The sequence below is a fragment of the Streptomyces sp. V2I9 genome, from assembly GCF_030817475.1.
In the GTDB taxonomy this organism is placed as follows: Bacteria; Actinomycetota; Actinomycetes; order Streptomycetales; family Streptomycetaceae; genus Streptomyces.
In genome coordinates, this window is sequence record NZ_JAUSZJ010000002.1 from 368,698 (window position 1) to 387,120 (window position 18,423).

The window sequence follows — 18,423 nt, forward strand, 5'->3', positions numbered from 1 at the left end:
ATACCGCCCCGCCGCGACCCGCTCACCCCGAGTCGGACCGGCTCCCCGGGCCCGCCGCGCGCCGGTGCCGGTGAGGGCTACGGCGCCATCTCGTACGCCCCCGACAGCGCCTCGACGCGCTCCCAGATCCGGGTCGAACGGGCGGCGTCCACGACGGGGCGGCGGACCGCGCCGAGCGCCCACTCCTGCTGGGCGGCGGTGGCGGAGTCCTTGCCGTGCAGGTCGACGGCGTGTGCGGAGAAGTCGCGGACGAGGACGGCGAACAGTTCGTCGAGGAGGTCCTCGTCCAGTCCGGTCAGCCGGGCCTGCTCCAGGATGAGCTGGCCGTGGACGACCAGGGCGAACAGCTGGCCGACGGCGAGGAGGAGGTCGAGGTCGCGGCTCTGCTCCTCGTCGGGGGCGGCCGTCTCCACGAAGGCGCACAGGGCGTCGGCCTGCTCCCGGAAGCGGGCCACGTTCGCTACCCCGGCGAACGCGTCGAAGGCGGTGCGCCAATCGTGGAAGCGTACGGAGCCGAGTCCGCGCGCCGGTCCCTGCCGGAAGAGGAACGCGTCGTCGGCGGCGTCGAGGCGGGTGGGGACGGGCGGGAAGTCGACCGGGTCCAGCAGGTGGTTCCGCAGGAACTTGAGGATCAGCGCGAGGTTCACGTGGACCGTGCCCTCCAGCTTGGGAAGCCCGCGGATCTCGACGGCGGCCTGGGCGAAGTAGTTGTCCTTCTCGAACCCCTTGGCGGCGATGACGTCCCACATGAGGTCGATGACCTTCTCGCCCTCGGTGGTCACCTTCATCTTGGTCATCGGGTTGAAGAGCAGGTAGCGGCGGTCGTCGGGCCCGGCGGTACGGAAGTAGTCGACGGCCCGGTCGCTGAACAGCTTCATCCCGACGAGCCGGACGTAGGCGTCGGTCAGCTCGCGGCGCACGTGCGGGAACGCGGTGACGGGGCGGCCGTAGAGGACGCGGTTGCTCGCGTGGGTGACGGCCTCGTACATCGCGTGCTCGCAGATACCGATGGAGGCGGTGCAGAGGTTGAACTTGCCGACGTTGACGGTGTTGAGCGCGGCGTCGAAGGCGGCACGGCCGGTGTGCAGGATGTCGGCCGGGGCCACCGGGTAGTTCTCCAGGCGGAACTCGCTGACGAACTTGGAGGAGTCGACGACGTTCTTCACCAGGTGGTACGCCTCGTGGCGGCTGTCGGCTGCGAAGAACACGTAGCCGTCGGGGCCCTCGACGTCGGTGCGGCGGCCGAAGACGGAGACGAGTCCGGCGGCGTTGCCGTTGCCGATGTAGTACTTGGAGCCCGTGGCCCGGAAGCCGCCGGGTACGTCGCCGTCCGGTTCCAGCAGCATGTCGGTGGAGTAGATGTCGGCGCCGTGGGTCTTCTCGGAGAGGCCGAAGGCGAACACCTCGCCCCGGGTGAGGAGTTCGGCCGCCCGCTCGCGGGCGGGGGCGTTGTCGCTCTGCCAGACCGGTCCGAGGCCGAGGACGGTCACCTGCCAGGCGTACCAGTAGTCCAGGCCGTAGAAGCCGAAGATCTCGTTGAGGGCGGCGATACGGGCCGTGTCCCAGCGCCGGTCGCCGTCGCCCTCGGGGGCGGCGGAGGCGGGGGTGAGGAAGGTGGCGAACAGGCCCTCCTTCGCGGCGAAGTCGAGGAAGTCGGCCAGCCAGGCGCGGGAGCGGTAGTCCTCGATCAGCCGGCGCTTGCCCCTCGCCTCGAACCAGTCGACCGTGGCGCGGAGCAGCCTGCGGGTCTCCGGGTCGAAGTGCTGGGGGTCGTACGTGTGCGGGTTGAACAGGAGGGAGGTGGACTCGGCCATGAGATCGCCTTCCGGGAGGGGTGAGGGTTCGTCGGTGGTACGGAGGGGGCGGCGGTTCGCCGGGTACGAGGGGCGGCGGGGTCTCCGGTCAGGCGCCGGGCCCCGGAGCCGCCGCGAGCCGGTGGAGCGTGGCGAGCACGTCGTCGAGCCAGGCGATCGTCATGCGCTCGTACGCGATGCCGCCGCGCAGGACGACGTGCTGGAGCTCCTGGCCGGGGTTCCGCGGGGCGGGGCCGTCGGGCTCGGGGAAGTCGCGTCGTTCCCCGGCGAGGTAGTGCGCGAGCCGGTCCCGGTGCGCCTGGTGGTGGCGCTCGACCTCGTGGATCAGGGCGGCCGGGTCGTCGAAGGCCGCGCCCCGGATCTTGACGGCGAGGTCGTGCCGCAGGGTCTCCGGTTCGATCGGCTTGTGCAGCCAGGCGGCGAGTGCGGAGCGGCCGGGCCCGGTGACGGAGTACTCCTTCTTGTCCGGCCGGCCCTCCTGCTCGACCTCGCGTACGAGCAGGAGGCCGTCGGCCACCATACGCCCGAGCACGCGGTAGATCTGCTGGTGGGTGGCGGTCCAGAAGTGTCCGATGGACCTCTCGAACCGCCGGGCCAGCTCATAGCCGGAGCCGGGTTGCTCCAGCAGGGAGACGAGGATCGCGTGGTCGAGGGCCATGCCGTGATCCTCGTATGCAACTCGTTGCATAGGCAAGGCGTGGCGGCCCGGTGAGACGCGGCTCACCCGGGGAGTGCGGGGCCGGGCACCCGGGGGCGCGGGGCCGGAGCGGGAGGAGCCGGGGTCCTGACCGGGTACCGGTCGTGAAGGCGGTCAGGGAGCCTTGGCCGAGCGCCGGTCGAGATAGGCGGTCACCGGGGCCGCCGCGACCCCGTGGACGACGACGGATATCAGGACGGCGAAGACGACGACCGCCCACATCTCCCGTTCGTACGGTCCGAAGCCGCCCTCCCCGACGGCGTAGGCCAGGTAGAACAGCGATCCGATGCCCCGGATGCCGAAGAAGGCGACGGCCGCCCGCTCGTTCGGGCGGCCGGGGCCCCGGAGCTGGGCGAGCAGGCCGGTGACCGGGCGGATGAGGAGGTGCAGCAGCACGCCGACCGCCGCGCCGCGCCAGGTGAGGGCGGCCAGACCGCCGGAGGCGATGAAGGCGCCCACGCCGAACAGGAGGAGGGCCATCAGCAGGCGTTCGATCTGCTCCACGAAGGCGTGCATCACCCGGTGGTAGCCGTGGCTGTGCTCCGACCTGCGCAGGGCGCACGCGGTGGCGAAGACCGCGAGGAAGCCGTAACCGTGCAGGGCCTCGGCGACTCCGTAGACCAGGAAGGTCGCCGCCAGCGCCACGAACCCCTCGCCCTGTTCGGCCAGCCGCAGCGACCTGGCGCGGGACCGGAAGAGCACGCGCCCCAGCAGGAGGCCGATGGCGAGGCCGGCCGCTGTGCCCACGGCGATGCGGACGAGCACGTCGCTCCAGAGCCAGTGGGACATCCACCCCCCGGTCCAGCTCTCCCCGGCGGCGGCCAGGGCGACGGCCGCGAGGACGAACGGGAAGGCGAGGCCGTCGTTGAGCCCGGCCTCGCTGGTCAGCGCGAAGCGGACCTCGTCCTCGTCCTCCTTCTCGGCGGACGGCTCCCCCACCCGCACCTCGGCGGCGAGCACCGGGTCCGTCGGCGCGAGGACGGCCGCCACCAGGAGCGCGGCCGGGACCGGCCAGCCGAGCAGCGCCCGGGCGGCGAGCGCGGTCGCGCCGATCGTCAGCGGCATCGCGATGCCGAGCAGCCGCCAGGTCGCGGCCCGGGACCGCCGGCCGAAGGGGCGGTTGATGGCGAGGCCCGCGCCCATCAGCGAGACGATCACGCACAGCTCGGTGAGGTGGTGCACCCACGTCCGGCTGTCGACCGGGTCGACCTCGGGCAGCGGCAGCGGGGTCAGGTAGAGCACCACTCCGGCGGCGAGGAAGACGATCGGTACGGAGACCGGTCGCCGGGAGAGCAGCCGGGGCAGGGCCGCGGCGAGGAAGGCCCCGATGCCGAGACATCCGTACACCGCGCCCTCGGTGGTGATCGACACGTCCGCGTCCAGCCTCCTCGCCGTGTCGCCGGGCGGTCCGGTCCGGTCCGGGCCGCGGGGAAGGGGTGCTGGCTCGTTCCGGGTACGGGAAGAGGTCCGGCGGTGACGCCGTGCTCCCCCGCGACTCCCCGACGCTGAAAGGTTCCGGGCGCCGTGTACCCCGGTGTGTCCGTCCAAACGGACGCACCGCGGGCCGGGGCCGCGTTCAGCCGCGGGGCTGGATCCGGCCCTCGGGCGGGACCTCGCCGGTGATGCTGGCGATCAACTCGGCGCAGAGGTCGCGCAGTTTGATGTTGCGGTGCTGCGAGGCCGTGCGCAGGACGTCGAACGCCTTCTCCGGGGAGCAGCGCTGCTGGCCGATGACCACCCCGATCGCCTGGTCGATGACCGTCCGCGAGCGCAGCGCGGCCTCCAGGTCCGCCGCGAACTCCTCGGTGTCCGCGATGCGCTGGGCCAGCGCGATGGCCCCGGTGGCCTGTGCGGTGAGCAGCCGCAGTGCCGTCAGGTCGGCGGTGTCGAAGGCGTTCGGGAGCGGCGCGTACAGGTTGAGGGCCCCGGACGTGTGGCTGCGGGGCGCGATGGGCAGGGAGAGCGACGACCGGGCGCCGCAGACCGCCGCGTAGGCGGGGTAGTCGGCCCAGCGGGTCTCCCGCAGGGTGTCCGGGACACTGACCTCCAGGCCCGTACGCATCGCCTGGAGGCACGGGCCGTCGTCCTGCCCGTACTGGGCCTCGTCGAGCTTCGTCGCGCTGGCCCCCACGCTGGACACGGTGACGGGGCGCCCCTGCCGCTCCAGCGTGATGCCGCAGCCGTCGGCCGCTTCCACCAGGGCGAGGGCGCCGGCGGCGAGGGCGTGCAGGAACTCGTCGAGCGACGAGGTCTCCAGGAGCAGCGCGGTCGTGTCCGGCGCCTCGGCCACGGGCCTGTCAGTCATGTTCATCTCGTTCTGGGCGTGGTCCGCCTCGGGGACGGGCGGAGCAGAGCTGGGCGGCGGTCCGGGCCGCGGGACAGGGCAGCCGCCACCTACGCACCGGTGCCGAGCGGATCCGGGCGTGGGACGGTGAGGGGGGGTCAGACGTTGCCGCAGGAGGGCCGCTGTGTGGCGGGCGCGCCACCCTTTTCCGGCGGAGCGGCGGTCGGTGGCGCGCCCGCGCGGTGAGACCTCGTCACGGGCGGGCGGCCGAGGTCCGCGCGTACCGGGGGGCGCGGGGCGCCGGCGGCGGGAGCCGGACGGGCGGTGCGGCGGCGAGGACAGAGGTTCACGGGACACTCCACGGAGGCAGGAATGATTCTCACGGGCCGTTTCCTGACCTCCAGCCGTTCATTATGCCCTCTCGGCCGGCGGTGGTCGGCCCGGCCTCGTGAAGCCGAGCCCTCGTCAGCTCCGCTTCCGCGGCGGGACGTAGCGGCCTGCTCGTCGCCGCCGCTCCTGGGGGCGGGAGCGGGCGGACGCCGAGGCGTGCGCGGGTGGGCGCACGCTGCCCCTCGTGCCGTGCGTACGCCTCCGTCCCGAGGTGTCCGGCGCCGCTTCTCCCCGCCCCACGGTCACGGGCGGGGAGAAGCGGCGGTGCGACGGCTTCCGTGACCCGGGGGCGGCGCGACGGGAACCGTATAGTGCGATGCTGGTCACAGGGTTCAGACCGGAAGGAAGCGACCATGACCGACGACGGAGCCCTCACTCCGGGTCCGCCCGACCTCGTGTCGCTCCTGCTGGACACCGACACCCTGGACGACTTCCTGCGGGCGCTGGCGCGGAGCACCCTGCTCATGTCCCCCACCGCTGACGGCTGCGGGGTCACGCTGGAGCGTCAGGGCCGCCCCCTGACCGTGGCCAGTGCGGGCACCAGCGCGCCTCCGCTGGACGAGGCCCAGTACGGGCAGGACGACGGCCCCTGCCTGGAGGCCCTGCGCGAGGGGCACGAGGTCAGCGTGGGCGACATGCGCGAGGAGAGCCGCTGGAACGGCTACCCCGCCTTCGCCGTCGCCTCCGGGACCCTGTCGTCGCTGTCCCTGCCGATCGCCGCGCACTCCCACACGGCCGGCGCCCTCAATCTGTACTCGCCCAAGGAGCACGGCTTCGCTGACGCCGACCTGGGCGCCCTGCGCGCCCTCGCCGCCCAGGCGACGGGCGCCGTGGAGCTGGCCCAGCGGCTCGCGGACACCCGGACCTTCACCGCCGACCTGGAAGCGGCCCTCCAGTCACGCGCGGTGATCGACCAGGCGGCCGGGATCGTCATGCAGCAGCGCCGCTGCACCTCCGAGGAGGCGCTGCGGATCCTGCGGACCGCGTCGCAGCACCGCAACGTCAAGCTCCGTGACGTGTGTGCGCAGTTGGTCGGCGTCGTCTCGGGCGACACCCCGGCGGACGGCTCCCGGCTGCGCCCCCGCCCGTGACGTGCTCGCGCCCCGCCCCTGATCTCCCGCGCGCCCGGCGACGGCCCGCCCCCGGCGAGCGGTGCCGGAACGGCCGCCCCGGAGGCATGTTTGGCGTCCGCCACAGGGGTACTCCGACACCAGGTATCCGGCGTACGCGGAGCTGAGGCGCCGGCCGGTTGGGAAAACAGCCGTCGGTGCCGCCCGCCCGACGTCAGGGCGTCACCCCCGCTCCCGCCTGAGGGGGCGCCCTCCCGCGGTGGGTTGTTTAGTGGGATCCGTAAGGGAAAGGCGGTGGGCGTCCACCGGGTACGGGACGTCATCGCACCGGTGACGCCGGCGTACCCGAGCCCCCGGACCGGAGCGGAGGAGCACCTCATGCCTGCTGGATCCAGCAAGAAGCGCGAGCGGCAGTACGAGCACATCAAGGAGAGCGAGAAGGAGCAGGGCGCCTCGGAGGGGCGCGCGAAGGAGATCGCGGCGCGGACCGTGAACAAGCAGCGCGCCCGGTCCGGTGAGTCGAGGACGGCGAGCAGAACGTCCACGCAGGACAAGAAGTCCGCCTACCAGCGCGGTGGCGAACGCTCCCACAAGGGTGCGCAGGGTCCCACGAAGGACCAGCTCTACGCGGAGGCGAAGAAGAAGAACATCGACGGGCGTTCCTCCATGAACAAGGAAGAGCTCCGCAAGGCCCTCGGCCGCTGACGCACCGCGGCGCCCGGAGCGGACGGCCGGTGGAAGGAGGAGCGAAGGACATGCCCGCAGACGCACGCGGCGACGATGTGTACCAGCCGCAGGACGACGACGGCCAGGATCCGCCGAACGACGATCTCGACCTGGAGAACACGCTCGGCGAACGGGACCTGGACGATCAGCTGGACGAGGGCTACTCCCCGCCCGAACGCCCCCTCGGCGTGGACAAGTTCGGTACGACGGGGGCGGAGGAGCGCCGCGGCGAGTCCCTGGACCAGCGGCTCGCCCGGGAGGTCGACGACGTGGAGCCGCCCGTCGGCGACGGCGCCGGTGATCCGGCCGGGGGCGACGGCGAGCCCGTGGAGGGGTCCGAGCGCGCACTCCGGGCGGGCCGCCTGAGCGCGGTGGACGACCCCACCGGTCGGGAGACCGACGTCTTCGCGCGGGACGTGGGGATCGACGGCGGAGCGGCGTCGGCCGAGGAAGCCGCCGTCCATGTGACGGACGAGGACGAGGCCCCCTGACGAGGCCCGGCAGGGGCGAACCGGCGGGTGAGCGAGAGAGCGGGAGAGCATGGCAGGCGCGGCGATCTTCGATGTGGACGGCACGCTCACGGACACCAACCACCTTCATGTGGTGGCGTGGTGGGAGGCGTTCCGGCAGGCCGGGCACACCGTGCCGATGCCGGACATCCTCCGGTCGGTCGGCCTCGGTTCGGGCGATCTGATCGAGCGGCTGCTGGGCGCCGACCGGGACCGCGAGCAGGACGACGCCATCAGCTCCGCACACTCGGTGCTGTACGCGACCTGCTTCGACCGCCTCCCCGCCTTCCGGGGGGCGGGCGACCTGTTGCGTACGCTCGACGGGCGCGGCTGGCGGGTCGTCCTCGCCACCTCGGCGGACGGGGAGGAACTCGCGGCGCTGCGGCGCGCGATCGACGCCGACGAGGCGATTGTCGCCACCGCGAGTTCGGACGACGTCGACCGGGGCAAGCCCGCCCCGGAACCGGTGGAGCTGGCCTGCCGCCTCGCCGGCGTCGCCCCCGGCGAGGCGGTGTTCGTGGGCGACACGGTGTGGGACATGGAGGCGGCGTCCCGCGCCGGGGTGGACGCGGTGGCCCTCCTGTCGGGCGGCATCCCGCGCGCCGACCTGGAGCGGGCGGGAGCGCGGGTGGTCTACCGGGACGTCGCCGACCTGCTCGCCCACCTCGACGACAGCCCCTTCGGTCCGGAATCCGGCCGGGACGCGCCGCGCTGAGCTGCGCCCGGCGGACCGGCACGGGGACGCACTCGGGATGCCGATCGGGCCCTCATCAGGTTTAGTTCCTTTTTGTCCGGGTATGCGCATGCTTGTGCTTCGGACAAGAGGTGCGCCCGTGGGATCTCCCGGGCTGTGTCTCCGTCCAGCCCGGTGCCTTCCCGCGGCGACCCAACCCCATCGTCGTGACGCCGTCGAGGAGTGACCGCCATGCAGGACCCCGTCGCCCCCCACGCAGCCCCTGCCCCGACCGACCGGTCGCGCAGCGAGGTGTTCCGCAGGCTGCGGGCGCTTCCGCCGGGGCCGGAGCGGGACACGTTGCGCACCGAGACGATCTGCGCGTGGCTGCCGATGGCCCACCGCGTGGCGACCCGGTTCCGCAACCGCGGCGAGACCATGGACGATCTTCGCCAGGTGGCCGCGATGGGCCTGGTCAAGGCGGTGGACCGCTTCGACCCGGAGCGGGGCAAGGCGTTCGAGACCTATGCCGTGCCCACCGTCACCGGGGAGCTGAAGCGGCACTTCCGCGATCACACCTGGGACGTACACGTCCCGCGCCGCGTCCAGGACCTCCGCAACCGGGTGCGGACGGCCCGCCTGGAGCTGGCGCAGACCTGCTCGGGCAGGGCGCCGACCTGTGCCGAGATCGCCTCCGCCACCGGGCTCGCCGAGGAGGACGTGCTGCTGGGGCTGGAAGCGCTGGACAGCTACAGCGCCCTCTCCCTGGACGCCGAGCCCACGGGGGCCGAGGGAGGCGTGCCGCTGCTCGACCGGCTGGGGTCCTACGACAGGGCGCTGGAGGTCGCCGTCGACCGGGAGGCCGTCAAACCGGGGCTGCGCGGGCTCCCCGAGCGGGAACGCACCATCCTCTACCTCCGGTACTTCCAGGACATGACGCAGGTACGCATCGCCGAACGCCTCGGCATCTCGCAGATGCACGTGTCCCGTCTGCTCAGCCAGTCATGCGAACGCGTACGCGACGGGGTCCTCCAGGGAGCCGTCCGACGGGCGTGACCGACCGCCCGGGAAAGAAGCCATGGGAAACAGCGCTCTCATCGTCATCGACATGATCAACTCCTACGACCACCCCGACGCCGACCTGCTCGTGCCCTCCGTCCGCTCGGCCCTGCCGCGGATCGGGCGGCTGATCGACCGGGCCCGCTCGGAGCGCGTTCCGGTCGTCTACGCGAACGACAACTTCGGGCAGTGGCGCTCCCACCACGGGGAGATCATCGAGACCGCGCTCGGAGGGAGCAACGCCGAGCTGGTCGAGCCGGTGCTCCCGGACCAGGACTCCCTGTTCGTCGTCAAGGCCCGGCACTCCATCTTCTACGAGACCCCGCTCAGCTACCTGCTCTCCCAGTTGGAGGCCGGCCATGTGGTGCTGTGCGGCCAGGTGACGGAGCAGTGCGTGCTGTACTCGGCGCTCGACGCGCACATCCGGCATCTGCGCGTGACGGTGCCGAGGGACGCCGTGGCGCACATCCACGGCGACCTCGCGGACGCCGCGCTGCGCATGATGGAGCGCAACATGGGGGCCGCGGTCCTGGACGCCGACGACGTCTCCTTCTGAGACCCCGGCGAACAGGCCGGCGGGTCACGGCGCCGGCGGTGTACGCAGGGCGGAACGGCCCTCGCGCCATGCCGTCAGCAGGTGGTCGCCGAGGCGGTCCTCCAGGTACCCGGTCGCCTCGACGCCCAGGACGACGTCGGCGGCGAGGCCGGGCTCGTCCTCCAGCAGGCCGTCGATCACCTCGTGGCGCACCACCTGCTCGTGCACCGCGTCGGCCTCCACGTGCTCGTCGTAGAACCGCTGGGCGGCGGGGCCCGCGCCCACCCGGCGCAGCGCCTCGGCCAGCCGCCGCGATCCGGGGGACGAGGTGATCTCCACGGCGGCGAAGTGTCCGACCAGGGCGCCGCGCAACCGCCGGTGCAGGCCGAAGAGGGACATGAGGTTGACCGTGGCCAGGGCGCGGGCCGGCGCGGCGTCGAGGTAGTGGCCGTACCGTGCGTCGAGGCCGAGGTCGGCCATCAGGTCGGCGAAGAGCCGGGCGTGCACGTTCTCGGCCCGCCCCGCGCCGAACTCGTCGAACTCCACGGCCACCATCGCCGCCTTGGCACGCCCGCGGAGCCGTGGCACCACCCACAGATGCGGGTCGGCTTCCTTGAGGTGGTAGAGGGAGCGAAGGGCGGCGTATTCGCGCAGCTGCCAGAGCTCGCCCTCCCGCTGGAGGTGGTGGCTGACGCTGTGGCCGTCGTCCCCGACGGGTTCCAGCTGGAGCGCGTCCACCGTCCCCGCCACGTCCTTTCCGCCGGAGCCGCCGTCGCGGCGTACCGCGTCCAGGAAGACGTCCTCGGCCGCCGCGCGCACGCCGAGCAGGGCCGGGTCCCACTCCAGGCGCTCGTCCACCCCGGCGAACCCCCGGTAGTGCAGCTCGTACAGGACGTACAGGAGCAGCTGGAGGTCGTCCCCGTACGGATCGCAGCGGCGTACCGCGTCGGCGTCGGGCAGCCGGGCGGCCCTGCCCGCCAGCACGTCGAGCACGCTGCGGCTCAGGGGGCCGCGCGCCGCGGGGAGCGCGGGGGACGCCGCGGGGCGGTCGCCGTCACGCGGTTCCGTGGTGGCCTGGATCGTCACGTCCGGGACTCCTCCTCGCCCTCGCGGGGCTGTCGTCCGTCAGTGCCGCCCTGCGGGGAGGCGGCGGGCCTGCGGCGGCGGTGGCTGGTGTCGCACCAGGGGTAGGCGCGGCTGCGGCGGCAGGTGCAGAGGGCGACGACGAAGCGGTCGGACCGGGCCGTCGTGCCGTCGTCGCCCACGACCTCGACCGGTCCTTCGACCAGGACGGGGCCCTCCCGGTTGAGCACCACGCGGCGGGGCGTCTCATTCCTTCCGGGCACGGATCACCACCAGTTCCTCCCGGTCGAGACGGTCCCGCAGCAGCCCCCGCGCCCGCAGCCAGGCGGCCCGGCCCCGTGTGACGGGTCCGAACGGGATCGTCACCCGGTCGGTCACGGACACGTCCAGGCCGGCCGACGAGAGCCGGCCGACCGTCTCCTCGGGGCGGCTCAGTCCCGACTGGACGAGCAGGAGCAGTCCGCCGGGGCGCAGCGCGGTGAAGGCGTCGTCGCAGATGCGGTCGAGGATCATCCGGCCGTCCGGTCCCGCGTCCCAGGAGCGGCCGGCGCGGTGGCGCGGCGCGGACAGGCCGGGGGCCGGGACGTACGGCGGGTTGCTGACGACGGCGTCGAACGTCCGGCCCGGAAGGGCCCGCAGCAGATCACCGCGGCGCACGGTGACGGGCAGCCGGGCGAGCGCGGTGTTCAGCCGGGCGGAGGCCACCGCACGGCGGCTGATGTCCACGGCCGTGACACGGGCGCCGAGCCGGGCGGCGTGCAGGGCGAGGGCGCCGGTGCCGGTGCACAGGTCCAGCAGGTCCGTGCCCGGACCGATCCCCTCGCGGCGCATGGCGAGGGCGAGCAGCAGCGTGTCGGTCTGCGGGCGGTACACTCCGGGAAACCGTACGACCCGGCCCTGACCAGCGGTTTCCCCCGCCGGTGGGACGGTTCCGGGGGCCTTGGGCAGGGCCTCTCTCGTCAGGGGGTCGTCCTCGCCCTCGGAGACCCGTACCCCTCGCCCGTTCAACGGCCGGGGGTCCCGTCGGTGCGGTCCCGCTGTTCCGGACGGTGCGCCTCGTCCTGCCGCCGTCGGCCCTCGTCCCTGCGGACCTGGTCGTCGAGTGCCTTGCCGTCCGATTCCTCGGCCGGCCCGCGTGCCTTCAGGATCTTGGCCCGCAGCAGCCTGCGCAGGTCACGCATCGTGTCCTCCTGTGCGGTCAGCAGTTGTTCCACCGTCGAGCTGTTCATGTCTCCTCGTTCGCGGGGCGGAGCGCGGGGGCCCGTCACCGGTTCGTCCGGCTCTCGGGTGGCTCGCGCCGCTGTACCGGAGTGACCCGGTACGGCCTCGTCAAACCTGCGAGCCACCACCCGTGGGCCCCGCCGCCCTCCGCGCGGGTCGTCGTACGCTGCATTCCTCGTTCCGCCCACGCCGGCCGGGGCGCACGCACACCGGGTCGTCCGGGAAGGGAGCCGTGATGGCCGCACAGCCGCAGGCCGAAGCGACCGTGGCGGAGGTCATGGCCGAGCTGGCCGAACTGGAGGACCCACGGGCCCGCGCGGTGAACGAGAGGCACGTCGCCTGGTCCGCCGACCCCGACCCCGTCGTCGCGAGCGCGGGCTGGGCGCTCACCACCGAGCGGGTGGGGAAGAGGCCCGAGGGCCTCGACCTTCCGGGACTGCTCGATGTCATCGAGGCGGGGATGAAGGACGCTCCGGACCGTCTCCAGTGGGCGATGAACCACTGCCTGGCCCGGATCGGCATCGACCACCCCGCGCTCCGTGCCCGCGCCGTCGGCATCGGCGAACGTCTGGAGGTGCTCAAGGACCACCCGACCTCCGCGGGCTGCACGTCCCCGTACGCGCCGGACTGGATCGCCGAGATGGTGCGGCGGCAGGACGCCCGGTAGGACCCGCCCCGGCGGCCGTCGTCCACCGGGTCCGCCACGGTCTCAGCGCGGGCCGGCGGCCCGCGGCACCTCGTGATGACCCCGGTGGACGGGCTCCCGGTGGATGGGCTCCGCACCCCCGGTCAGCGGCCTGCCCGTGCCGCCGCGCCGGGCCGCGACGATCTCCGCCGCGATGGACAGGGCCGTCTCCTCGGGCGTACGGGCGCCGAGGTCCAGCCCGATGGGCGACCGCAGCCTCGCCAGCTCGTCGTCGCTCAGGCCGGCCTCGCGCAGCCGCCGGGTGCGGTCCTCGTGGGTGCGGCGCGATCCCATCGCTCCCACGAAGGCGGCGGGCGTCCGCAGCGCCTCGGTGAGCAGCGGCACGTCGAACCGGGCCTCGTGCGTGAGTACGCACAGCACGGTGCGCCCGTCGGTCGGGGTGCGCCGAAGGTAGCGGTGGGGCCAGTCGACGACGACCTCGTCCGCCTCGGGGAACCGGGCGGGGGTGGCGAAGACGGGCCGGGCGTCGCACACCGTCACATGATGGCCGAGAAACTTTCCGGCCCGTACCAGCGCCGCCGCGAAGTCGACCGCGCCGAAGACGATCATGCGGGGCGGCTCCACGCTGCACTCGACGAGCAGGGTGAGCCCGCCGGGGCAGTGCGAGCCGTCCTCGGGGAGGGCGACCGTGCCGGTGCGGCCGGTGTCGAGCAGGGCCGCCGCCTCGGCAGCCGCCGTACGGTCCAGCGCCGGGTGGCCGCCGAGCCCGCCCTCGTGGGAGCCGTCCGCGCGGACGAGCAGCGAGCGGCCCAGCAGCGCGTCCGGTCCCGCGGCCACCCGGGCGAGGGCCGTCGCCGCTCCGGAGGCCGCGGCGGACAGCGCGGTCCGCAGCACCGCACGCTGCGGCGCGTCGGCCCGTACCGGCGTGACCATGATGTCGAGGACCCCGCCGCAGGTCAGTCCCACGGCGAAGGCGTCCTCGTCGCTGTAGCCGAACCGTTCGCACACGGTCCGGCCGTCCTGGAGGGCCTGCGCGCACAGTTCGTAGACCGCGCCCTCCACACAGCCGCCGGAGACCGAACCGATCGCGGTCCCCTCACTGTCCACGGCAAGGGCGGCACCGGGACCGCGCGGCGCGCTGCCGCCGACGGAGACGACGGTACCGACGGCGAACTCCCGGCCCTCCTCGATCCACCGGTGCAGCTCGCCCGCGATGTCAAGCACCCACCGCTCCCCCGGCGGGGCCAGGCGTTCCCGCCGTGAGGACCCGGTCGGGGCGGATCGGCAGGTGCCGGTGGCGTACGCCCGTGGCGTGGTGGACCGCGTTGGCGACGGCCGCCGCCGCGCCCACGATGCCGATCTCGCCGACGCCCTTGATGCCGACGGGGTCCTCCGGGTCGTGGTCGTCCACCCAGTCCGCCTCGATGTCCGGGACGTCGGCGTGGGTGGCGACGTGGTATCCGGCGAGGTCGGGGGCATAGTGACCGCCGGTGTTCCGGTCGCGGACCGCCTCCTCGTGCAGGGCCATGGAGATGCCCCACGTCATACCGCCGAGGAGTTGGTTGCGGGCGGTGAGCGGGTTGACGATCCGGCCGGCCGCGAAGACGCCGAGCATGCGGCGCACCCGGATCTCGCCGGTGGCGGTGTCCACGGCGACCTCGGCGAACTGGGCCCCGTAGGAGTGCCGTTCCTTGCGCGCGAGGGACCCGAGGGCCTCGGTGGTGTCGGACCGCACCGTGATGCCCTCCGGCGGGATGCCGGTGGTCGTCGCGAGCCGTTCGCGCAGTTCGGCGGCGGCCGCCGTGACCGCCCAGGCCCAGGAGCGGGTGCCCATGGACCCCCCGGCGATCATCGCGGGGCCGAAGTCGCTGTCGCCGATGCGGACCCGGACGCGGTCGGGCGCGGTCTCCAGCGCGTCGGCGGCGATCAGGGTGAGCGCGGTGCGGGCTCCGGTCCCGATGTCGGCGGCGGTGATCCGCACGGTGAAGGAGCCGTCCGCCTGCGCCGTGACCAAGGCCGTGGACGGGGCGGCTCCGGCACCGAAGGAGGCCGCCGCCGTGCCGGTGCCCAGCAGCCACCGCCCCTCGCGCCGGACGCCGGGGCGCGGGTCGCGGTCCGCCCAGCCGAAGCGGCGCGCGCCCTCGCGGAAGCAGGCCGCCAGGTTGCGGCTGCCGAACGGCAGGCCGGAGACCGGGCCGGTCTCCGGCTCGTTGCGCAGGCGCAGGTCGATGGGGTCGAGGCCGGCACGTTCGGCGAGTTCGTCGAGGGCGGTCTCGATGGCGAACGACCCCGGAGCCTCGCCCGGCGCCCGCATCCAGGTCGGCGACGGCACGTCCAGCCGGACGACGTGGTTGGCGGTGTGGTGGGCCTCGGCGTCGTACATCACGCGGGCGACGCCCGCGCTGGGCTCGACGAACTCGTACACCGTGGAGGTCTGGTTCAGCGAGCGGTGTTCCAGGGCGAGCAGCCGGCCGTCGGGGGCGGCGCCGAGCCTGACACGCTGGGCGGTGGGGCTGCGGTAGCCGGCCAGCGAGAACATCTGACGCCGCGTCAGCACCACGCGTACCGGGCGTCGCAGGGCGGTGGCGGCCATCACGGCGGACACCTGGTGGGCGCGGAGCCCCTTGCTGCCGAAGCCGCCCCCGATGTGTTCGGAGCGCACCCGCACGGCGGAGGCGTCGAGCGAGAACATCGCGGCCAGCTCGCTCCGGACCCAGCCGGCCCCCTGGTTGGAGTCGACGACCTCCAGCCGGCCGCCGTCCCACCGGGCGGTGGCGGCGTGCGGCTCCATCATGCTGTGCTGCTCTTCGGGGGTGGTGTACTCCTCGTCCACGACGAACGCGGACGCGGCCAGCCGTGCCTCCAGGTCGCCCTTCCCGGTCTCGGCCGCCATATGACCGGCGGCGGCGTAGGCGCCGGGGTGGTCGGCCACGAGCACGGTGTCGTGGGGCTCCTGGTCGTACGTCACCACGAGCGCCTCGGCGGCCTCGCGGGCCACTTCGGGGGTCTCGGCGACGACGAGCGCGACCGGCCAGCCCGCGAACGGCACCCGGTCGTCCTGGAGGACGGCGGAGGCCGGGTCCGGTGGGACGCCGAGCATGCCGATGTAATCGGTGTTCAGGCGGGGGGCGTTGCCGTGGTGCAGCACGGCGAGCACGCCCGGCATGTCGAGGACCGGGGCGGTCTCCACCGTACGGATGCGGCCACGGGCGACCGTGGACAGCACGAGCCAGCCGTGGGCCAGGTCCGCGAACGGGAACTCCGCCGCGTAGCGGGCCGCGCCGGTGACCTTGTCGCGGCCCTCCACGCGGGTGTGGGCGACACCGACGGCTCCGCGGAGCGCGGAACGGTCCGGGGTGGCGGTCGTCATCGGGCGTCCTCCCCGGCCAGTTCGGTCAGGACGGAGACCATGAGGTTGCGCATGAGGGTCACCTTGTATCCGTTGTGGGGCAGCGGCCGGGCGGCTGCCAGTTCGGCGTCCGCGGCGGCGGCGAAGGCCGCGCCGTCCGCGTTCGCGCCGGTCAGGACGGCTTCGGCGGCACGGGCGCGCCAGGGCCGGGAGGCGACGGCTCCGAGGGCGAGGCGTGCTTCGCGTACGACGCCGTCCTCGACGACGAGCGCGGCGGCGACGGAGCCGATGGCGAAGGCGTACGAGGCGCGCTCGCGCACCTTGCGGTAGCGGGAGCGGGCGGCGGCGGGCGCGGCGGGGAGGGTGACGTGGGTGATCAGCGCGCCGGGCGGCAGGCCGGTCTCGCGGTGCGGGGTGTCTCCGACGGGGAGGTAGAAGTCGGTGATCGGGACTTCGCCGGGTCCGTCGGGGCTCTCGTAGGAGACCCGCGCGCCGAAGGCCGTCAGGGCGACGCCCATGTCGGAGGGGTGCACGGCCACGCAGTGGTCGCTCGCGCCGAGGACCGCGTGGTTGTGGTGTTCGCCCGTGACGGCGGAGCAGCCGGTGCCCGGCGCACGCTTGTTGCAGGGCGCCGCCAGGTCGGTGAAGTAGCCGCAGCGGGTGCGCTGGAGGAGGTTGCCGCCGACGGTGGCCATGTTGCGCAGCTGACCGGAGGCGCCGGCCAGCACGGCCTGGGCGAGCGCCGGGTAGCGGCGGCGGACGTCGGGGTCGGCGGCGAGGTCGCTGTTGGTGACGGTCGCCCCGATGCGCAGGCCGCCGTCCGTCGTGGGCTCGACGCGGTCCAGCGGGAGTTCGCGGATGTCCACGAGCCGGGCGGGGCGCTCCACGCCGGACTTCATCAGGTCGACGAGGTTGGTGCCGCCGCCGAGGTAGCGGGCGTCGGGGTCGGCGGCGAGCAGGGCGACCGCTCCGGTGACGTCGTGCGCTCGCCGGTAGCCGAACTCCCTCATGCGGTGGCCTCCTTCGCACCCGCGGCGCGGGTCTCGGCGTGGGTCTCGGCGGCACGGGCGACGGCCTGGACGATCGACACGTAGGCGCCGCAGCGGCACAGGTTGCCGCTCATCCGTTCGCGGATCTCCTCGGGCGTCAGCGGCTGCGGCGGCGCGTCGGGGCTCAGATCCCCGGTGACGGCGCTCGGCCGCCCGGCCGCGTGCTCCTCGATGACGGCGATGGCGGAGCAGATCTGGCCGGGCGTGCAGTAGCCGCACTGATAGCCGTCGAGGTCGAGGAACGCCTGTTGGACCGGGTGCAGCCGGTCGCCCTCGGCCACGCCTTCGATGGTGGTGATCTCGCGCCCCTCGGCCGCGACCGCGAGGGTGAGGCAGGAGACGGCGCGCCGCTGGTCCACCAGCACGGTGCAGGCGCCGCACTGCCCCTGGTCGCAGCCCTTCTTGGTGCCGGTGAGGTCGAGGCGCTCGCGCAGGGCGTCGAGCAGGGTGGTGCGGTGGTCGACGGGCAGGTGGTGCTTCTCTCCGTTGACGTTCAGGGTGATGGCACTGGACGTCGACGAGGTCGCCGGGGACATGTTCAGCCTCCTCTGGTGTCGGGGGCCAGGAGCCGGGACGTCGGCGGGTGACCGCCGGTCCCGGCCGGGAGTAAAGTGCCCTGACCGGACTGCTGTCCGCTTACCGGGAGAACGTAACGGACAACTGTCCGGTCAACAAGGACGGGTTTCGGCCATGAACCCGCGAGGAGGCACCGTGTCCCAGCCCAAGAAGGACACCCCCCTGCGTTCGGACGCGCAGCGCAACCGTGAGCGCATCCTGCGGGCCGCCACGGCCGAACTGACACAGCGCGCGGACGTCCCGCTGAGCACCATCGCCAAGAGGGCGGGCGTCGGGCAGGGCACGTTCTACCGCCACTTCCCGCACCGGGAGACGCTGGTCCTGGAGGTCTACCGCTTCGAGATGCGCCAGGTCGCGGATGCCGCCGTCGAGTTGCTGGAGACCCGCCCGCCCGAACGTGCCCTGCGCGAATGGATGGACCGCCTCGCCCGCTTCGCTCTGACGAAGGCCGGTCTGGCGGACGCGATCCGGCTGGTCACCAGCGCGCCCGGCGGCCCCGCCAAGCCCGGCCCCACCCCGGTCATGGAAGCGGCGGGGACCCTCCTGGACGCCTGTGGGGCCGCCGGCGTCGTCCGCCCCGGTGTGACTCCGGACGACTTCTTCCTCGCCATCGCCGGTCTGTGGCAGATCGATCCCCACGAGGACTGGGAGCCGAGGGCCGGCCGGCTCCTGGACCTCGTCATGGACGGCCTGCGCGCGGGAGCGCCCGGCCGGTGACCGGGTCCCCGCCCGTCGGCGGTGC

Annotated in this window: 20 protein-coding genes; 8 read left to right on the plus strand and 12 right to left on the minus strand. The window is 73.7% G+C overall.

What is annotated here, in order from left to right; genetic code table 11:
- Positions 1-77: 77 nt before the first annotated feature.
- The 4 genes from QFZ71_RS01655 to QFZ71_RS01670 all read right to left on the minus strand — a co-directional run bounded on the left by QFZ71_RS01655 (position 78) and on the right by QFZ71_RS01670 (position 4,816).
- Positions 78-1,814 (minus strand): acyl-CoA dehydrogenase family protein, encoded by a 1,737-nt coding sequence (locus QFZ71_RS01655; protein WP_307666454.1) that lies wholly within the window; start codon positions 1,812-1,814, stop codon positions 78-80.
- An 88-nt stretch (positions 1,815-1,902) separates the two neighbouring features.
- Positions 1,903-2,472: a PadR family transcriptional regulator gene (locus tag QFZ71_RS01660; RefSeq protein ID WP_307666455.1), complete on the minus strand. Its 570-nt coding sequence runs from the start codon at positions 2,470-2,472 to the stop codon at positions 1,903-1,905.
- A gap of 153 nt (positions 2,473-2,625) precedes the next feature.
- Positions 2,626-3,882, minus strand: a complete 1,257-nt coding sequence (locus tag QFZ71_RS01665) for a sodium:proton antiporter (protein WP_307666456.1) — start codon at positions 3,880-3,882, stop codon at positions 2,626-2,628.
- 205 nt (positions 3,883-4,087) lie between these two features.
- Positions 4,088-4,816, minus strand: a complete 729-nt coding sequence (locus QFZ71_RS01670; protein WP_373465067.1) for a GAF and ANTAR domain-containing protein — start codon at positions 4,814-4,816, stop codon at positions 4,088-4,090.
- Positions 4,817-5,538: 722 nt separating this feature from the next.
- Between QFZ71_RS01670 and QFZ71_RS01675 the strand changes: the two genes are divergently transcribed.
- The 6 genes from QFZ71_RS01675 (at position 5,539) to QFZ71_RS01700 (ending at position 9,778) form a co-directional block, all read left to right on the plus strand.
- Entirely contained in the window at positions 5,539-6,276 is a 738-nt protein-coding gene (locus QFZ71_RS01675) for a GAF and ANTAR domain-containing protein (protein ID WP_307666458.1), read from the plus strand.
- Between the two features lie 357 nt (positions 6,277-6,633).
- Positions 6,634-6,960: a plasmid stabilization protein gene (locus QFZ71_RS01680; RefSeq protein WP_307666459.1), complete on the plus strand. Its 327-nt coding sequence runs from the start codon at positions 6,634-6,636 to the stop codon at positions 6,958-6,960.
- Positions 6,961-7,010: 50 nt separating this feature from the next.
- Positions 7,011-7,472 carry a DUF5709 domain-containing protein gene (locus QFZ71_RS01685; protein ID WP_307666460.1) on the plus strand — a complete coding sequence of 154 codons (462 nt, stop codon included), beginning with the start codon at positions 7,011-7,013 and terminating at the stop codon, positions 7,470-7,472.
- Between the two features lie 49 nt (positions 7,473-7,521).
- Entirely contained in the window at positions 7,522-8,205 is a 684-nt protein-coding gene (locus QFZ71_RS01690; RefSeq protein ID WP_307666461.1) for an HAD family hydrolase, read from the plus strand.
- A 210-nt stretch (positions 8,206-8,415) separates the two neighbouring features.
- On the plus strand, positions 8,416-9,219 hold the full coding sequence (locus QFZ71_RS01695; protein WP_307666462.1) for a SigB/SigF/SigG family RNA polymerase sigma factor: 804 nt from the start codon (positions 8,416-8,418) through the stop codon (positions 9,217-9,219).
- Positions 9,220-9,241: 22 nt separating this feature from the next.
- Entirely contained in the window at positions 9,242-9,778 is a 537-nt protein-coding gene (locus QFZ71_RS01700; RefSeq protein ID WP_307666463.1) for a cysteine hydrolase family protein, read from the plus strand.
- A gap of 24 nt (positions 9,779-9,802) precedes the next feature.
- On the opposite strand, the gene QFZ71_RS01705 is transcribed toward QFZ71_RS01700, so the two are convergent.
- Genes QFZ71_RS01705 through QFZ71_RS01720 form a run of 4 tightly spaced genes read right to left on the minus strand, consistent with a single transcriptional unit; the run spans position 9,803 to position 12,069 of the window.
- Positions 9,803-10,843: an iron-containing redox enzyme family protein gene (locus tag QFZ71_RS01705; RefSeq protein WP_307666464.1), complete on the minus strand. Its 1,041-nt coding sequence runs from the start codon at positions 10,841-10,843 to the stop codon at positions 9,803-9,805.
- Complete coding sequence (locus QFZ71_RS01710) at positions 10,840-11,073, minus strand: CDGSH iron-sulfur domain-containing protein (protein ID WP_307671315.1); 234 nt, start codon at positions 11,071-11,073, stop codon at positions 10,840-10,842. Before QFZ71_RS01710 ends, QFZ71_RS01705 begins: the two co-directional genes overlap by 4 nt.
- 13 nt (positions 11,074-11,086) lie before the next feature.
- The gene (locus QFZ71_RS01715) at positions 11,087-11,788 is read right to left on the minus strand and encodes a HemK2/MTQ2 family protein methyltransferase (protein WP_307671316.1); all 702 of its coding nucleotides are present in this window, start codon (positions 11,786-11,788) and stop codon (positions 11,087-11,089) included.
- Between the two features lie 56 nt (positions 11,789-11,844).
- Entirely contained in the window at positions 11,845-12,069 is a 225-nt protein-coding gene (locus QFZ71_RS01720; protein WP_307666465.1) for a hypothetical protein, read from the minus strand.
- A 227-nt stretch (positions 12,070-12,296) separates the two neighbouring features.
- Here QFZ71_RS01720 and QFZ71_RS01725 point away from each other — a divergent pair, with 227 nt between their 5' ends.
- Positions 12,297-12,728 carry a DNA alkylation repair protein gene (locus QFZ71_RS01725; RefSeq protein ID WP_307666466.1) on the plus strand — a complete coding sequence of 144 codons (432 nt, stop codon included), beginning with the start codon at positions 12,297-12,299 and terminating at the stop codon, positions 12,726-12,728.
- Between the two features lie 42 nt (positions 12,729-12,770).
- Here the strand turns inward: QFZ71_RS01725 and QFZ71_RS01730 are convergent, their stop codons facing one another.
- From QFZ71_RS01730 to QFZ71_RS01745, 4 genes are read right to left on the minus strand one after another with little or no spacing between them, the layout of a single operon-like run.
- Positions 12,771-13,931 carry an XdhC family protein gene (locus QFZ71_RS01730; RefSeq protein ID WP_307666467.1) on the minus strand — a complete coding sequence of 387 codons (1,161 nt, stop codon included), beginning with the start codon at positions 13,929-13,931 and terminating at the stop codon, positions 12,771-12,773.
- A complete protein-coding gene (locus tag QFZ71_RS01735; RefSeq protein ID WP_307666468.1) occupies positions 13,924-16,077 on the minus strand; it encodes a xanthine dehydrogenase family protein molybdopterin-binding subunit in 2,154 nt (717 codons plus the stop codon). The genes QFZ71_RS01730 and QFZ71_RS01735 overlap by 8 nt, the downstream gene beginning before the upstream one ends.
- Positions 16,074-17,066 (minus strand): xanthine dehydrogenase family protein subunit M, encoded by a 993-nt coding sequence (locus tag QFZ71_RS01740; RefSeq protein ID WP_307666469.1) that lies wholly within the window; start codon positions 17,064-17,066, stop codon positions 16,074-16,076. The genes QFZ71_RS01735 and QFZ71_RS01740 overlap by 4 nt, the downstream gene beginning before the upstream one ends.
- Positions 17,063-17,641, minus strand: coding sequence for a (2Fe-2S)-binding protein (locus QFZ71_RS01745; protein WP_307666470.1), 579 nt, complete (start codon positions 17,639-17,641; stop codon positions 17,063-17,065). Before QFZ71_RS01745 ends, QFZ71_RS01740 begins: the two co-directional genes overlap by 4 nt.
- Before the next feature lie 175 nt (positions 17,642-17,816).
- Between QFZ71_RS01745 and QFZ71_RS01750 the strand changes: the two genes are divergently transcribed.
- Positions 17,817-18,398, plus strand: coding sequence for a TetR/AcrR family transcriptional regulator (locus tag QFZ71_RS01750; RefSeq protein ID WP_307666471.1), 582 nt, complete (start codon positions 17,817-17,819; stop codon positions 18,396-18,398).
- The last annotated feature ends 25 nt before the right edge of the window (positions 18,399-18,423 follow it).

Coding starts and splice junctions, on each gene's coding strand:
- QFZ71_RS01670 (WP_373465067.1), bottom strand. CDS start 4,816: ATGACTGACAGGCCCGTGGCCGAGGCGCCGGACACGACCGCGCTGCTC.
- QFZ71_RS01735 (WP_307666468.1), bottom strand. CDS start 16,077: ATGACGACCGCCACCCCGGACCGTTCCGCGCTCCGCGGAGCCGTCGGT.
- QFZ71_RS01725 (WP_307666466.1), top strand. CDS start 12,297: ATGGCCGCACAGCCGCAGGCCGAAGCGACCGTGGCGGAGGTCATGGCC.
- QFZ71_RS01660 (WP_307666455.1), bottom strand. CDS start 2,472: ATGGCCCTCGACCACGCGATCCTCGTCTCCCTGCTGGAGCAACCCGGC.
- QFZ71_RS01695 (WP_307666462.1), top strand. CDS start 8,416: ATGCAGGACCCCGTCGCCCCCCACGCAGCCCCTGCCCCGACCGACCGG.
- QFZ71_RS01685 (WP_307666460.1), top strand. CDS start 7,011: ATGCCCGCAGACGCACGCGGCGACGATGTGTACCAGCCGCAGGACGAC.
- QFZ71_RS01720 (WP_307666465.1), bottom strand. CDS start 12,069: ATGAACAGCTCGACGGTGGAACAACTGCTGACCGCACAGGAGGACACG.
- QFZ71_RS01745 (WP_307666470.1), bottom strand. CDS start 17,641: ATGTCCCCGGCGACCTCGTCGACGTCCAGTGCCATCACCCTGAACGTC.
- QFZ71_RS01700 (WP_307666463.1), top strand. CDS start 9,242: ATGGGAAACAGCGCTCTCATCGTCATCGACATGATCAACTCCTACGAC.
- QFZ71_RS01675 (WP_307666458.1), top strand. CDS start 5,539: ATGACCGACGACGGAGCCCTCACTCCGGGTCCGCCCGACCTCGTGTCG.
- QFZ71_RS01690 (WP_307666461.1), top strand. CDS start 7,522: ATGGCAGGCGCGGCGATCTTCGATGTGGACGGCACGCTCACGGACACC.
- QFZ71_RS01740 (WP_307666469.1), bottom strand. CDS start 17,066: ATGAGGGAGTTCGGCTACCGGCGAGCGCACGACGTCACCGGAGCGGTC.
- QFZ71_RS01655 (WP_307666454.1), bottom strand. CDS start 1,814: ATGGCCGAGTCCACCTCCCTCCTGTTCAACCCGCACACGTACGACCCC.
- QFZ71_RS01680 (WP_307666459.1), top strand. CDS start 6,634: ATGCCTGCTGGATCCAGCAAGAAGCGCGAGCGGCAGTACGAGCACATC.